Origin of the sequence: Pseudoalteromonas luteoviolacea (assembly GCF_000814765.1) — a bacterium.
Classification (GTDB): Bacteria; Pseudomonadota; Gammaproteobacteria; order Enterobacterales; family Alteromonadaceae; genus Pseudoalteromonas; species Pseudoalteromonas luteoviolacea_H.
In genome coordinates this window covers 785207-799967 of sequence record NZ_JWIC01000004.1, presented here as the reverse complement: position 1 = coordinate 799967, position 14761 = coordinate 785207, and the positions used below count along the sequence as shown (strand labels likewise).

Here is a 14761-nt window from a genome sequence, read left to right as displayed (position 1 = left end):
GCTAGCGCTCCCAGCAATGATCTGCAGTCGCAGTGCCAGTCACCGTTTTTATGCCCAAATTGTTAACCGATAGAGAGGTGCATTCTAAGTCACCTTTCACGGGGCCATTTGCAGCAGTTGCTGTCAAAGTATAGCCCCCATTACTTAAAGCAACTGTAATGTTGAAATACCCATTTTCACTTGTAGATGGTACGCCAATATCACTTAAGTTACTGGCATACTCTCGATTATCTACAAAATACTGTTCCTGCTTATTCGCTGCATCAAGCAAAATGGTCATTGCATCCGCCCTAGCACCCCGTTTGATATAACTTGAGTAATTAGGATACGCTAGGGATGCGAGCACCCCAACAATAGCAACCACTATCACCAACTCTATCAATGAAAAGCCAGCGACTGAGCGAATTCTATTTTTCATCATTATCCTCTTTTTTATAAATATACAGCTGTCTCGTTTCATACGTAATCGTCAATGGCGAAACACCAGGCACATTCGCAGAGCCATCTTTGTTTTTGTATACATTGGGTGGCTCAAGCTTTTGTGGGTCAATTCCATCAGCAGGATTTCCGCCAAACATCTCGTCCACAGCATCTTCTTTTATCACCGTTGGGCTGATAATCTTCGCCTTCACTGTTTTTTTCTTGGTAATAGGGTCTTCATATACATCGTAATGCGTTCGCGGCGTATCCGGCAATGTCGCAGTAGTACGATAACGGCGTTTTTGGAATACTTGCATGCCATAATGTAAGTGTACGATATATAAATAACCTGTCCCTTCCCCAATCGCACACTGGTTTTCTGAGACAGTTGTCGGTGAGAAAGACGTAAAATAGGCTAATCCCCCAATCGCGGTCGCTGCTGAGAGCGATTTTTCACCAGATTGCAGCTTAATTTTCCACCCTTTCGCTTGGCCCAATTCGGCTTCTTTATCCGTAAAATCTTCATAACTGTCTAAATTCGCCTTAAATGGGTCGTTTGTGACATTAAATAAATTACTTGCCCGTATCACGCTTGGCGTATTTTGTGAGGTGAAGGTCTGAGTTTTGGTATTTTCATCCCTCACCATAAATAAGAAGTTTTTAACATGAGTTGAAGTCGGCTTAGCTCGATTACCACTGCCAATCAAAATTCCCTCGTAGGGTACATCCCTTCTTACCTTGGTGGGGATACCATCAATTATTTCCACAGTGACCTTACTAAAGTAAGTCCTTGCTATCATTGGGCGGTAGAAAAACCTGCGTTTCGCGTCATCATTGCCACCGCTTAAGTTTGCTAACATAAAGTGTGACCAAGGGGCATCTTCATCATTGGGTGAACTACTTGGTAAGTCTACACGCCAGATCCCTCCTCCGGTGTCCGCAGCATAAATCCTATCGACAAAGCCATCGTAATCGGAGTCCAATACACTGACATCAGCAGCAATACTATGCTCGCCTTTAAAGCCCGTATCCGGTGTCAACGTCCATACCGGCTTACCACTTTCTAAGTCAACAATGTAAATGCCCCTGCCCTTATTGTCATTTGAAAATAAGGCACTGTCTTTGTTGGTATCATAGCCCGCACCAAATATGAGAACTGGTTTATCCGGTTGCGCAGTGATAAAAGAAACCACAGGCTTTGACCATGACTGACCTAATTCTTTATAGTCCCCTACTCCACCTTGAATTGGGCCACCCCATAGCATTCTGGGCTGATCAGGCGACGTGATATCAAAGGCAAAATATTCATTTCCCCCTCTACGCATGCCCGCTATTAACCAGACCTTTTCACCTGAATCGACAACCCCGCTGTCATTTTTATCCCAAAAATAAACGGTGATTGGCCCATCCATACCATATAATTTTGTGTCCTGTCTGCGGTCTCTCAGCGGCTTAATAATATCTAGCAGTGAATTGGGAATAAACGCCCAGCTTTCTTCAACCGTATCGCCTTTATCTTTGAACATATGTAAAAAGCCAGCATTGGTGCCCACAATCACTCTCAAATCATTGTTACCATAATCAATCGTAACCGGTCTTGAGTGAAGTGGATCACCAAAGATATCTTTGCGCCTCTCGATGGTATTGCGGTTACCATTTTGGTCATCAACATCCTGACCTCTTGCCCAAAGCATGGTTTTTTCTACTTCAGCGGTTGAAGTACCAAATTTCGCCGCTAAGTTAGTCAATGAACCTTGATGCGCCGTTAGTGCGGTTGAGTAGTCAAAATTGTATAAAGCGCCTTTACCAAAATCAGAGAACAGTCGACGAGTAGTCTGTCGCTCTGTCAATTGATAGTTGATCCCGCCCTCTAAAACAACATTGCCATCTTTGCTGCTAGGGGCAGACCAATAGGTTGTTACTGACTTATCAATTTGGCCTTGGTCATTGATTGCATTGGCAGTGCTGTTCGAACCATGTACTATGCCACCTGTCACTTTTAACTTTTTAAGGTTTCCCGCCCAGCGCGTATGCGTCTCCGGATAAAACATCGTAAAGTAAACCGAGTCGCCGCTGCGGCTTAAATCTGAGCTACTGGTCGATACTGACGGAGAAGAAAAGCTATCGCTTTGTTCTCTAATTTTAGAGATGGTTAATTTCAGTGCTTCTGAAAGTTGAGAAGCGGTATTGGCATGAAGGTATGCGCCCCCGCCATCAATCTCACCTGTTTGTTTCAGTAGCGCCTTACCGGCATTAGACATACCCGTACCAAAGCCGATGGTGTATACGCGTGCAAAATCTTGTTTATCTGACGTTGTAGGGTATAAATCGACTTGGGTTTCCGCCGTGCCACGCATTAATTTAGCCAGCGAATTTAGGTAACTATTGGATACGGTCGTAGGGTATGAGCCAAATTTATTGTAGTGCTCCGTGGCAATTGCTGAGTTCTTACCACTATCACTTGTCGGGTCACCATCTGTCATTAATATGATGTTGGTTGATGTGTCGCAGCGCTCAGGATCGCCAGAGACTGGCGCAAATGGCGACTTATAACGCCCGTTTGACTCAATGGTCTTATCGCGGTTATTACCACCGTTGTAACCATAATCAATTGCCCTACCGGTCAGGTATAAATAAGCTTCCCAAAGCGTTTCCGCAAGCGGCGTACTGCCACTTGCTCGCAAACTGTTTATTTTACTTATCACCACACTCGGGTCAGCACCGATGCCATTAAGTACATAACCACCAGAGCTGGAATACAAACGCATTAAACCGAAGTCAAAATCTGGGTTATCATTGACCAAAGAGACCATCGCATCTTGCGCGACTTTCAATCGGCTATCACCGCAATTTACCGAACGATAGCGTCCATTTATGTACTTATAACATGTTTTAGAAGTTTTCGAGGTGTCAAAACAATCTACAGAACGTAATCGCCAATTTTTGTATTCATAGCATCGTCTCCCATCATTAACATCCCAAGCCATACTGCCTGAGGTATCAAAAATTACAATCACGCGGGACTTTTCCGAGCCACTCACATCATGTTTAACATAGAGCTCGATGTCCTCAGCATATACGGCACCGCTTATTAGCAGACAAAAGCATAGTAGTCGTTTAAAATACATCATTGATTTGCCTTAACATCTTGAATTTCTTGACCAATACCAATAACTACTGTCACTTTGTGACGACCTTGATCGCCATATTCGACAGAGCTAGTCAGCTCAGTCATGTTACAGACAACACCCTCGGTATAGCCATATATACGAGGGCACGGTACTTCTAACTGTCCTTTGTTTAAATTTCTTAACTCATAATCAACAGGGCTTTCTTGGTTTTCATTATCAAACTTATGCACACCATTGTCGTTCGCATCAATTTTGCCATTGGTTAAGTGGAATTTACTCGCGCCAAACAACTGCTTTTGTTCTTTTACTAAGCGTTGCACTTCACCCATTAGGTAGGCTTCAGCTGTCTCTCGTTCTTGAGCTGCATTGGTGATCTTAATATCCAATGTGCTGCTGCTCATCAAAGTAACTGCGATACTCGTCACAGCCACAATGAGTACCATTGATACGATTAATACCATACCTTGCTGCTTCGATTGCCCTACCATGCTGACGACCCCATGTTGTATAGCTGTACTGTTGTAGAAAATACGGTTCTACGGTAACTATCAGAAAATGAATGAATCACTTTATCGGTATCATTTCCTAAGGTATATGTTTGATTATTTAATTTGATGCCAGGATCTGGCTCCAATGACCGAACCAACACAATCACTTGAACAGTCAGGACACCTTCAGACCTTTCCCAATCTGCTGCCGTCATTTTCTTCACACTACGGTAACCATCAACTCGGCTATCACCATCAATATCAATACCAAATAAAAACCGTATATCCTCAACCCCTTCAATGACGGTTTCAGTCGTCATTTGCCCATTGACGGTTAACCTTTTCCTCATCAATACCGGGATCGTGATCGGGGTGCTATCAATGGTGATTTGTTGATCAGCGATATAGTAAACGTGATGACTATAAGGCCACAGTGTTGAGTTTACATTGGGCAAAGCGACAATATTGGGGCCTGCAATGAATTCCGCTTGTTCCTGCTGAGCGATAAAATAATACTTGTTTGCGTTCACGGCACCCACGGCAATTTGTTCACCCTCTAGGAACTTAAGCTGCAAAACCTCAGTATTCTTTTTCGCACCAGTGATACACCCTAGCGCATTGCCATTGGTAGTAAAGTCTGCATAAATTGGACGAAAGTTGGTCGGTGTGACATCTGGAAAGCTGCCATTATTCAAGCCGCCAAAGCAATCTCCAGCGGGGTTTGCAGGGCCCGTTGAGTTGTCACTGCTAAAACTCTTATCATAAAACGTGCCCCAAAACCCTATTTGCTCCAAATCTCTGCGCAGCAAAGTTAATGACAAACGACCAATTTCTTGAAGTTCACCAATGGCCATAGTGTCTTTTGTCGTAACGCGCATACTGACATAAGTAGCTACAACACCACCTAGCAAAATTGCACCAATAAATAGTGAGATTAATATTTCGATTAAAGTAAATCCACGCTGGCGCATCCTTAACTCCTTACAAGCACAAAACTAGATAAAGACACCAGCCTTCTGTAATCATCTTTTGTACCACAGTTAATATTGGACGTAGCGCTATTCGCTTTTATTGCTTGCCTGCCAACCCAAGTAACGGTAACAGTGACTTCAAACCCATCCCCATCTCTGACCGGGGTAATGCACACCGTTGTGTCATCTAATGATCCCGTATTTTCTTTTGCTCTAATCGCTTGCTTCCATTGTTCTTTGTCTAAATTAGCAATAGCTTGATTATTACAAAAGTTCGAAAAACACGTTGTATCTGTATTAAGTTGAGTTTGGCTTGTAAACGACCCGCCATACAGGTCTATCATCGCAGACGTGTCGTTAGAGCGGATCCGTTGAATAATATCGCCAGCAAGTGCCACAGCTGCCGCTCGTTGCATTGAGTCAAAGCTAGCCTGCTTTGCCTTAGCTTGCAAAGCAACTGCACCAAGAAGCCCAAAGCTCAGCACCATAAAGGCGACGACCACCTCTAATAAAGTGAACCCTGACTGGACTTTTTTTGGAAACACATTACCCATGAAAAAAACTCAATGTATACTCTAATCTACATCTTATCGCTTTTTCGGTGTAACCAAATAGTCAAATGACTAAACGGTCAATCAATGTGGGTCAGTGGTTAAAACACAGATTTTAGGCTCGCATATGCACGTCGACTCACCATCACAGGGTCGTTTATCCCATCTAAAATAACTTTATGAGTTCCTTCATGACTCTCCAGCCTGACAATACTTGCTTTTTTAACAATCGTATTTCTGTGTACTTGTATAAAGTGATGTGGAAAGTCAGCCAACAGTTTCTTAAGTGGGGTATCAATCAATGCATCCCCTCCTTCGAAGTAGATATGTGTATACCTATCATCCGTTTGAGCAATTAAAATATCAGGCACATTTACCCATCTAATATCATGGCCAACTTGATACTGTATTTTCGCCAATGTATCCGGAAAAAGGTGATTCATTAACTCAGATATTTGTGTATTATCGATGGGTTTCACTAAATAGCCAGAAGCATAGATTTGATATGCTTCCAATGCGTGTTCAGGGTAAGCCGTCACATAAATAAGCTTAATGTTCACGTTACTATCACGTAGTTTTTTTCCCAGTTCAATACCGTCCATCCCAGGCATTGAAATATCCAAAAAAATGAGCTCGGGCTGCAGGGAGTCAACTAACTGTAATGCATGTTGCCCATCTTGCGCTTCTCCAACACATTCTAGTACTTCGAACTCTTTCAATAGCCTTTGTATACGTCGACGGGCAATCGGTTCGTCATCTACTACCAGATATTTCATTCAAAGCTCCTAGCGGCAACATCAATGTCAGGAAGAATCTACCACTTTTTTGCGATGTCTTCAAAGATGCTTTGTCTCCATAGTAAATAACTAATCGACGACGAATATTTGCCAAAGCAATACCTTGCCCAGAGCGAGATTGTGACCCTTGGATATATGGGTTATCGACTTTAAGCACCAACAGGCCTTCGACACAGCGTATATCTATATTAATTTTGCCGCCCCTCAAGGCAGGCTCAATACCATGAACCACGGCATTTTCTACCAACGGCTGTAGAAGTAAAGCAGGTACTCGTATATCTAAGTTGATGTTATCTGCAGACCAATCCACATTAAGGCGATGTTCAAATCGATACTTCTCAATAGCCAAATAGCCTTTTGTCAAAGATAATTCCTGACCTAAGCTGTGCGTTTTCCCGCTTGAAAAAGCAACTTGCATCAATTTAGCCATGGTCAAAGCAGCTTCTTCAGCATCATCAGGGTTTTCATGACACAGCTCAGCTAACGTGTTCAAAGCATTGTGTAAAAAATGAGGGCGAATTCTCGCTTGCAAGGCTTCTAATTCAGCATTGGCAGCGTGCGCAATGGTATTCAAATTGTCGATATAAATGGCCATGAAATGCATCAGCAAGATAACAACAAAGCCACATATGGCATTATTGTTGAATACAAATGCCCAATCTATCGGCTCAACGGGGGAAAAAAGAGAATACTGTACTAATAAACTAGAGAAAATACAGACTGACTGAAAAAAAATAAGCACAATGGTCAGTTCGGTTCTAAACGCCAATGCTTTAGCGTACTTCACGACAGCTGCAATCAAAGCAAGAGTAATAAACGCGTTCGCATGAGTAAAAAGGCTAACTAAACCCAAACTCAACCAGAAGTCTTTGCCGCTGGATAAGGTATAAATAAAGGCGACTGCCTGTGAAGCAATAATCATCGCGAGGATGCCACGCTCGGAAAGCATCGCCTTAAACAAACCACGGTCAATCGAAGCCGAATTAACCCATGGAGTCATGTATTATCTCAGCTCAACAGGCACTGCAAACACCACATTCTCTTCTTGACCTGGATTTTCTACAACCGTTCGGCCACCTAACTCTTTCAAGCGGGCAATCACCTGCTGAACAAGCACTTCAGGAGCAGACGCGCCAGCAGTCACACCTACACGCTCAACCTGTGCAAACCACTCTGAAGAGATGTTTTTTTCATCATCGATAAGATGCGCAGGTGTGCCCATTTTATCAGCAAGTTCACGTAAACGATTTGAGTTAGAGCTATTTTTAGCACCCACCACTAATAACAAATCAACCTTATCGGCCAAATCTCGCACCGCATCTTGACGGTTCTGGGTTGCATAGCAAATATCATCTTTTCGTGGTCCATGGATATCAGGGAACTTTTCACGAAGCGCATCTATCACATCAGCCGTGTCATCAACAGACAAGGTTGTTTGGCTGCAATAGAATAAATTGCTGGCATCTTTCACTTCTAAAGAAGCCACATCTTCAGGCGTTTCGACCAGATATATCCCACCATTGGCATTGTCATATTGCCCCATCGTGCCTTCGACTTCAGGGTGCCCATTGTGGCCAATTAATATGCATTCAGTGCCTTTTCTGCTCGCTCTGGTCACTTCCATATGTACTTTAGTCACCAAAGGGCATGTTGCATCAAAGACTTTTAACTCACGTCTTTTAGCTTCCTGTCTCACTTGTTGTGACACACCATGTGCACTAAAGATAACAATACTGTCGTCCGGAACTTGATGCAGCTCTTCAACAAATACAGCGCCTCTATCTCTTAGACCATTAACAACGTATTTGTTGTGTACTACTTCATGACGAACATAAATTGGTTTTTCAAAGATATCTAATGCGCGTTCTACAATGCTAATTGCTCTGTCAACACCAGCACAAAAGCCACGCGGATTAGCTAACAAGATTTCCATTAACTATGAACCTCTAAGATATCTACTTCAAATGTAACGATTTGACCTGCCAGAGGATGATTGAAATCAACCGTCACAGAGTCACCTGCCACTTCCCTAATTAACCCTGGTAATTCGGTGCCGTCAGGCTGTGTAAAGGCAATAATACTACCGACTTCAGCAGGCGTTTCGCTACCAAACTTAGTGCGATCTAAGTAATAAATGTTATCTGGGTTTGGCATCCCGAATGCGTCTTCAGGTTGCAGTTTGAAGGTTTTGTTATCACCCTCTTTTAACCCCAACAAACAGTTTTCAAAATTTTCGGTGAGGCTTCCATCTCCCATAAACAACTTCGCAGGCTTATTATCCACCTTTGTCGAGTCAGCAGCAGATCCGTCTTCTAGCTTGATAGAATAATGAAACAGAACTTCTGATTTTGGGCCTATGACTTGTTCACTCACGCCTCTGTCTCCCGAGAATTGGTTTTATCACCAAAAAATGCATCAAAAAGCAGTAAACCAGCACCACCGACAATCGCCATGTCGGCAACATTAAAAGCAGGGTAATGCCAATCTTGATAATAAAAATGTAAAAAATCAACAACGTAACCTAATGTCACGCGGTCATATAAATTTCCAATAGCGCCTGCTAGCACTAAAGAGTATGCGCCGCAAAGTACCCAATTATTAGCACGTAGGTTTTTAAGCCAAACCACTAATAACACGCTGATCACGACAGCAATACCACTGAGAAACCACCTTTGCCAACCACCTGCTTCACTTAAAAAACTAAATGCAGCACCGTAGTTATGCATATATGTGAAATTAAAAAATGGCAGCAGCTCGATAGATTCATACAGTTTCATATTCGCGACAACTAATGCTTTTGTGACATAGTCTACTGCAAAAAGCAGTAGACTGAGCCATAACCACACTAGACCACTTCGTTCGGTCATTTTGGTCACTTGCAACTCCCTTATGCAAACTTACGTTGTTCGCCTTCACCGTCAACATTGGTAATACAACGTCCACATAATTCTGGATGCGCTTCACTTGTACCAACATCTTCACTGTGATGCCAACAACGATCACATTTTGCAGCGTCAGTTGCAGCCACTTTGATGAATAAGCCATCTACTTCAGACGCGACAGATCCTTCAGGCTGACTTGATACCACTTCAACATGCGCTTTTGACGTAAGTAATACAAAGCGTAGTTCATCTTCTAAACCTTGTAGTTTTTCAGCTAATTCACCGCCTGTATATAACGTCACTTCAGCCTGTAGTGTTGCACCAATCACTTCTTCTTTACGTGCATTCTCTAGTACTCGGTTCACTTCATCACGAACGGTAAGTAGCTCTTGCCAGAACGCATTATCAAGTTGACCACACGTTGCGCCAGTAATTCCGTCATACCACACGTCTGTAAATACAAACTCATCACGTTCGCCTGGCAGTGCCTCCCAAAGCTCTTGGGCTGTAAAACTTAAGATAGGCGCCATCCAACGTGTCATCGCTTCTGCGATGTGGTACAACGCGGTTTGACATGAACGGCGTGCATGGCTGTCACTCTTTGCTGTGTACTGTCTATCTTTGATGACGTCCAGGTAGAATGAACCTAACTCACCTGTACAGAAGTTCATCAGCTTTTGTGTTACCACCAACATTTGATAGTTATCGTAGGCGTCTACAATTTCATTTTGCAGCTCTGCCGCACGAGATACAATCCAACGATCTAGTTCTACCATATCTTCAATGGCAACCGAGTCCGTTGCTGGATTGAAACCGCTTAAGTTAGACAATAAGTAACGGCTGGTATTACGAATACGACGGTAACGATCAGCTGAACGTTTGAAGATCTCGTCAGACACTGTCATCTCAGCTGTGTAATCGGTTGAAGCAACCCATAAACGTAGGATGTCAGCACCAAGCTTATTCATAATATCCTGTGGTGAAATTACGTTGCCCAAAGACTTTGACATCTTGCGGCCGTTTTCATCTACAGTGAAACCATGCGTAAGCACCTGCTTGTATGGTGCATGGCCGTTAATAGCCACAGATGTCATCATAGATGACATAAACCAACCACGGTGTTGATCTGAACCTTCAAGGTATAAATCAGCAGGGCCTGTCAGCTCTTCTCTTGCATCAACAACACAGGCATGTGTAACACCAGAGTCAAACCATACATCCAATGTATCTTGCACTTTAACATACTGCTGAGCGTCTGCTTCATTTAACAATGTGCTTGGCTCTAAGTCATACCAAGCTTGAATGCCTGCTTGATCAACTAAGTCAGCTACTTTTTCGATTAGGGTTTCAGTATCTGGGTGAAGTGCACCCGTGTCTTTATCAACAAATAGTGCAATTGGCACGCCCCAAGTACGTTGACGTGAAATACACCAATCTGGGCGACCCTCTACCATGTTAGCAATACGGTTTTCACCCCAAGCTGGGATCCACTGCGTTTTCTCGATTTCTTTCATCGAGTCTTTACGTAAATCAGCTTGATCCATGCTGACAAACCATTGTGGTGTTGCACGGAAGATAATTGGCGTTTTGTGTCTCCAACAATGTGGATAGCTGTGCGTTAATGCATGATGATGCATTAACATGCCTTTTTCAGTCAGAAGCTCGATCACATTTGCGTTCGCTTTGAACACATGCTGACCTGCAAAAATCGGCGTATCTGGTAAATATACACCGTTCGCACCTACAGGGTTTGCAACCTCTAGGTTATACGCTTGTCCTGCCACGAAATCTTCTTGACCGTGACCTGGGGCTGTATGCACGATACCAGTACCTGAGTCTGTAGTAACGTGATCACCAAGAATAACCGGTACATTAAAGTCATAGAACGGGTGCGCAACTTCAAGGTTTTCTAATGTGTCACCTTTACAGTAGCCTAATACGTGATATTGCTTGAAGCCAAAGCGGTCTACTGCATCTTTTACTAGCTCAGAGCCTAATACAAGACGCTGCTCTTGGCCTTCGTCTTCAATTTGGACTAACGCATACTCGAGGCCGCCGTGTACTGCAACAGCTCGGTTTGCAGGTAAAGTCCATGGTGTTGTTGTCCAAATTACAGTGCTGATGTCACCTTTGCCTTCATGGCCTTCAGCCAAAGAGAATGCTTTTTCTACCGCGGCAGCTTGAGTAAATACAAAGCGTACATCAATTGCAGGAGATTGCTTGTCTTGATATTCAACTTCTGCCTCAGCAAGCGCTGAACCACAGTCGGTACACCAGTGAACAGGTTTCGCACCTTTGTGTAAATGGCCGTTTTTAATGATACGACCAAGGACACGAATCGCATTCGCTTCAAAGTCGAAGTTCATTGTCAGGTAAGGCTTGTCCCAATCACCAAATACGCCCAAGCGTTTGAAATCAGTCTTTTGACCATCTACTTGCTTGCGTGCATACTCCCGGCATTTTTCTCTAAACTCAGCCACTGACACTTTTTTGCCAGGCTTGCCGACTTTTTTCTCTACCATTAATTCAATTGGTAAACCGTGACAGTCCCAACCTGGTACATATGGCGCATCAAAGTCAGACAATGTTTTTGACTTGATAATGATGTCTTTTAAAATCTTATTGACTGAGTGGCCAAGGTGAATATTACCATTGGCATAAGGAGGGCCATCGTGCAGTATAAATGGCTTTTTACCTTTTTTCGCATTACGAATTTGACCATATAGGTCTTGCTCATACCATTTTTTAAGCATTTTGGGTTCGCGTTGCGCCAAATTGCCACGCATCGGAAACGATGTTTCCGGTAAATTCAAAGTATGTTTGTAATCGCTCATTTAACTTACTTTCCGTTCGGCTACCTAATTTTAGAAAATACTGCTCTTGCTGCATCGACGTCTGCCGATATTTGCTTTGTCAGATGCGTCAGTGACTCAAATTTTTGTTCATTGCGAAGCTTATGAATAAGCTCCACCTTAATAAATTGACCGTAAATATCTTGGTCAAAATCAAATAGGTGTACTTCCAGTAAAGCACGCTTGCCATTTAGCGTCGGCTTGGTACCAACATTAGCTACACCCTGAAAAATCTTACTATTTATATAAACATTGACCGCAAATACACCTTGAACTGGACTAACTTGCCTTTTCAGTGCGACATTTGCGGTACGAAAACCCAGCTCACGGCCTTTTTTCCAACCATGGATCACACGGCCAGAAATAGCATAAGTATGCCCCAGCATCTCATGCGCTTTGTGAAGGTCTCCCTCTGCCAAAGCGTTGCGGATAAGCGTGCTACTTACCCGGCTGTTTTGTTGCCTAAAACTGAGCGTGTCTTTAACATGCACCCCAAGCTCTTGGCCAATACTCGAAAGCATTGCAAAATCGCCCTTGCGGCCTTTACCAAAACGAAAGTCATCGCCCACCGTTAATGCCTTCACACCTAGTCTCTGGCAAAGTACTTCTCTTATGAAATACTCTGCCTCTAAGTTTGAAAACTTGTCATTAAAACTCACACAAATGACACGCTCTATGCCATTTTCTGCCAACAATGCTAACTTATCGCGTAAACGTGTCAAACGCGCCGGCGCTTTGTTTTTGATAAAAAACTCTTGTGGCTGAGGCTCAAACAACATTACAGTACTAGGCAAGTTGTATTTCTCAGCGTCAGCTTTGAGCCCCTTTAATACTTCGGTGTGACCCAAGTGAACACCATCAAAGTTTCCTATAGTCAATACACATCCATAATGATGTGGACGAATATTATGGATACCCCTGATTAATTGCATACAACGCGTGCCTTTTGCTCGAGCCTTCAAAAAGCTCGATTATACCCAAGTTAGTTAGAAATGCGAGCTATGAAGCTCCCCATTCACGCCTATTTATTCTTCTATTGTCTTTATTTCTTTTATTGTTGACACCCTGACCCCCAAAATGAACAACACAAAAAAGTATAAAACAATTGCACTTGTTAAAAGACAACCCAAAACCCAAAGCTGAGTCGCGATGCTTTCACCTTGCCAAACCAAATATTCTGACAACAAATGTACACCTATAGCCATTATTAACGCGGCCACTAACGCTTTTGCTGCAAACCATAAAGTAAAGCGAGACAATGAATAAACTTGCTCTTTCTTCAACGCGCGATATAACAAAAACGCATTGCATGTTGCCGATAAAGACGTTGCCAAAGCGAGGCCAAGGTAGCCTATAAATGGCGCAAGCGCTAAATTAAATACCATGTTCAACACCAGTGCTATTATGCCAATTTTAACTGGTGTTTTCGTATCTTGGCGCGCATAAAAACCTGGCGCGAGCACCTTAATCAACATAAAGCTCACTAACCCGACACTATATGCCGTGACCCCAGCACTCACAGCAGCAATATTATCCACGTCACTGTTTGCAAACTCACCATGACCAAATAACACCGAAATAATAAGCGGGCTAATCACCATTAAACCGCCCATTGCAGGAATACCCAGCAAAAGAACAAACCGCACCCCCCAATCCATGGTGTGTTGAAATTTGCCTGCTTGTTCGTTGGCATGTAATTTCGACAACGTTGGTAAAATCACGGTTGCTATGGCGATACCAAATAATCCCAGCGGGAATTCAATCAAACGATCTGAGTAGTACAACCAAGCAATTGAGCCTGTCATCAAAGCGGCTGCAATGATGGTGTCGAGTAATAAATTAATTTGGCTAACTGAAACACCAAATATGGCGGGCAGCATTAACTTACGCACCTTAGTTACATGTGGTGCTCGCCAAGCAAATGTCGGCTTTGAGAGCATACCTAATTTGCCTAAAAAAGGGATTTGAAAAGCCAATTGAGCCGCGCCGCCAATAAATACACCGATCGCAAGCGCATACGCCCCTTGCTCAAAGTTGTCATGTAAAAAAATCGCACAGCTAATTAAACTGACATTGAGTAATACCGGTGTAAATGCGGCTACAGAAAAGCGATTGTATACGTTCATCACCGCGCCACACAAGGCGACCAAAGATACAAAAAATAAATAAGGGATGGTAAATTTTAATAAAGCGCTGGCCAGCACAAACTTTTCTGCACTCTCGCCACCATGCCACCAGTCCAAAAACCAAGTTGCACCAAACAGCGCCGCAACCACTGGAGAACCAATCACACCAAGCAGTGTAACACACAACAAAATAGTACCCAGTGTGCCCGCAGCCTGTGCGACAAAAACCCTTACTTCATCGTCCCCATGTTTCTCTTTGATTTCGGATAGCACGGGCACAAAGGCCTGTGCAAACGCCCCTTCGGCAAATAATCGTCTGAAAAAGTTTGGAATTCGATTTGCGAACAAAAATACATCAGCAGCAAGCCCTGCACCGAGAAGATTTGCCACCACGGCATCACGCACTAAACCGAGGATACGAGATAACATAGTCATGGCACTCACTATCATACCTGACTTGAATAACCCTTTTGCCACTAAACTTACCCTAACAAATAAAAATCAGCGCCAAGTATGCCATAGACCAGGCAGAACCATAACCAC

Annotated in this window: 13 protein-coding genes; all 13 read right to left on the bottom strand. The window is 43.3% G+C overall.

The features are described 5' to 3' along the window. Window position 1 precedes the first annotated feature (1 nt). The 13 genes from JF50_RS06785 to murJ all read right to left on the bottom strand — a co-directional run bounded on the left by JF50_RS06785 (window position 2) and on the right by murJ (window position 14695). Window positions 2-421 carry a type IV pilin protein gene (locus JF50_RS06785; protein WP_039608660.1) on the bottom strand — a complete coding sequence of 140 codons (420 nt, stop codon included), beginning with the start codon at window positions 419-421 and terminating at the stop codon, window positions 2-4. Continuing rightward, a complete protein-coding gene (locus JF50_RS06780) occupies window positions 408-3551 on the bottom strand; it encodes a pilus assembly protein (RefSeq protein ID WP_327077591.1) in 3144 nt (1047 codons plus the stop codon). Before JF50_RS06780 ends, JF50_RS06785 begins: the two co-directional genes overlap by 14 nt. Beyond that, complete coding sequence (locus JF50_RS06775; protein WP_039608659.1) at window positions 3548-4039, bottom strand: pilus assembly PilX family protein; 492 nt, start codon at window positions 4037-4039, stop codon at window positions 3548-3550. The genes JF50_RS06780 and JF50_RS06775 overlap by 4 nt, the downstream gene beginning before the upstream one ends. Next, the gene (locus tag JF50_RS06770) at window positions 4033-5010 is read right to left on the bottom strand and encodes a PilW family protein (protein ID WP_039608658.1); all 978 of its coding nucleotides are present in this window, start codon (window positions 5008-5010) and stop codon (window positions 4033-4035) included. Before JF50_RS06770 ends, JF50_RS06775 begins: the two co-directional genes overlap by 7 nt. 2 nt (window positions 5011-5012) lie before the next feature. Then, window positions 5013-5564 carry a type IV pilus modification protein PilV gene (gene pilV / locus JF50_RS06765; protein WP_039608657.1) on the bottom strand — a complete coding sequence of 184 codons (552 nt, stop codon included), beginning with the start codon at window positions 5562-5564 and terminating at the stop codon, window positions 5013-5015. A 98-nt stretch (window positions 5565-5662) separates the two neighbouring features. Continuing rightward, window positions 5663-6337, bottom strand: a complete 675-nt coding sequence (locus JF50_RS06760; protein WP_039608656.1) for a LytR/AlgR family response regulator transcription factor — start codon at window positions 6335-6337, stop codon at window positions 5663-5665. Then, window positions 6315-7358 carry a sensor histidine kinase gene (locus JF50_RS06755; RefSeq protein ID WP_052262158.1) on the bottom strand — a complete coding sequence of 348 codons (1044 nt, stop codon included), beginning with the start codon at window positions 7356-7358 and terminating at the stop codon, window positions 6315-6317. Before JF50_RS06755 ends, JF50_RS06760 begins: the two co-directional genes overlap by 23 nt. 3 nt (window positions 7359-7361) lie before the next feature. Then, window positions 7362-8291, bottom strand: a complete 930-nt coding sequence (ispH, locus tag JF50_RS06750; protein WP_039608655.1) for a 4-hydroxy-3-methylbut-2-enyl diphosphate reductase — start codon at window positions 8289-8291, stop codon at window positions 7362-7364. Then, window positions 8291-8731 (bottom strand): FKBP-type peptidyl-prolyl cis-trans isomerase, encoded by a 441-nt coding sequence (fkpB, locus tag JF50_RS06745; RefSeq protein ID WP_039608654.1) that lies wholly within the window; start codon window positions 8729-8731, stop codon window positions 8291-8293. The genes ispH and fkpB overlap by 1 nt, the downstream gene beginning before the upstream one ends. Beyond that, window positions 8728-9234 (bottom strand): signal peptidase II, encoded by a 507-nt coding sequence (gene lspA, locus JF50_RS06740; protein ID WP_039608653.1) that lies wholly within the window; start codon window positions 9232-9234, stop codon window positions 8728-8730. Before lspA ends, fkpB begins: the two co-directional genes overlap by 4 nt. Window positions 9235-9245: 11 nt before the next feature. Then, complete coding sequence (ileS, locus tag JF50_RS06735) at window positions 9246-12074, bottom strand: isoleucine--tRNA ligase (RefSeq protein WP_039608652.1); 2829 nt, start codon at window positions 12072-12074, stop codon at window positions 9246-9248. A 20-nt stretch (window positions 12075-12094) separates the two neighbouring features. Beyond that, window positions 12095-13024, bottom strand: a complete 930-nt coding sequence (gene ribF / locus JF50_RS06730; protein ID WP_039608651.1) for a bifunctional riboflavin kinase/FAD synthetase — start codon at window positions 13022-13024, stop codon at window positions 12095-12097. Between the two features lie 93 nt (window positions 13025-13117). Further along, window positions 13118-14695: a murein biosynthesis integral membrane protein MurJ gene (murJ, locus tag JF50_RS06725; protein ID WP_268747810.1), complete on the bottom strand. Its 1578-nt coding sequence runs from the start codon at window positions 14693-14695 to the stop codon at window positions 13118-13120. Window positions 14696-14761: the final 66 nt, after the last annotated feature.

What these genes read in the sequence shown, in the direction of transcription:
- JF50_RS06785 (WP_039608660.1), bottom strand. Translation starts at nt 421, where the DNA reads ATGATGAAAAATAGAATTCGCTCAGTCGCTGGCTTTTCATTGATAGAG.
- JF50_RS06780 (WP_327077591.1), bottom strand. Translation starts at nt 3,551, where the DNA reads ATGATGTATTTTAAACGACTACTATGCTTTTGTCTGCTAATAAGCGGT.
- JF50_RS06775 (WP_039608659.1), bottom strand. Translation starts at nt 4,039, where the DNA reads ATGGTAGGGCAATCGAAGCAGCAAGGTATGGTATTAATCGTATCAATG.
- JF50_RS06770 (WP_039608658.1), bottom strand. Translation starts at nt 5,010, where the DNA reads ATGCGCCAGCGTGGATTTACTTTAATCGAAATATTAATCTCACTATTT.
- pilV (WP_039608657.1), bottom strand. Translation starts at nt 5,564, where the DNA reads ATGGGTAATGTGTTTCCAAAAAAAGTCCAGTCAGGGTTCACTTTATTA.
- JF50_RS06760 (WP_039608656.1), bottom strand. Translation starts at nt 6,337, where the DNA reads ATGAAATATCTGGTAGTAGATGACGAACCGATTGCCCGTCGACGTATA.
- JF50_RS06755 (WP_052262158.1), bottom strand. Translation starts at nt 7,358, where the DNA reads ATGACTCCATGGGTTAATTCGGCTTCGATTGACCGTGGTTTGTTTAAG.
- ispH (WP_039608655.1), bottom strand. Translation starts at nt 8,291, where the DNA reads ATGGAAATCTTGTTAGCTAATCCGCGTGGCTTTTGTGCTGGTGTTGAC.
- ileS (WP_039608652.1), bottom strand. Translation starts at nt 12,074, where the DNA reads ATGAGCGATTACAAACATACTTTGAATTTACCGGAAACATCGTTTCCG.
- ribF (WP_039608651.1), bottom strand. Translation starts at nt 13,024, where the DNA reads ATGCAATTAATCAGGGGTATCCATAATATTCGTCCACATCATTATGGA.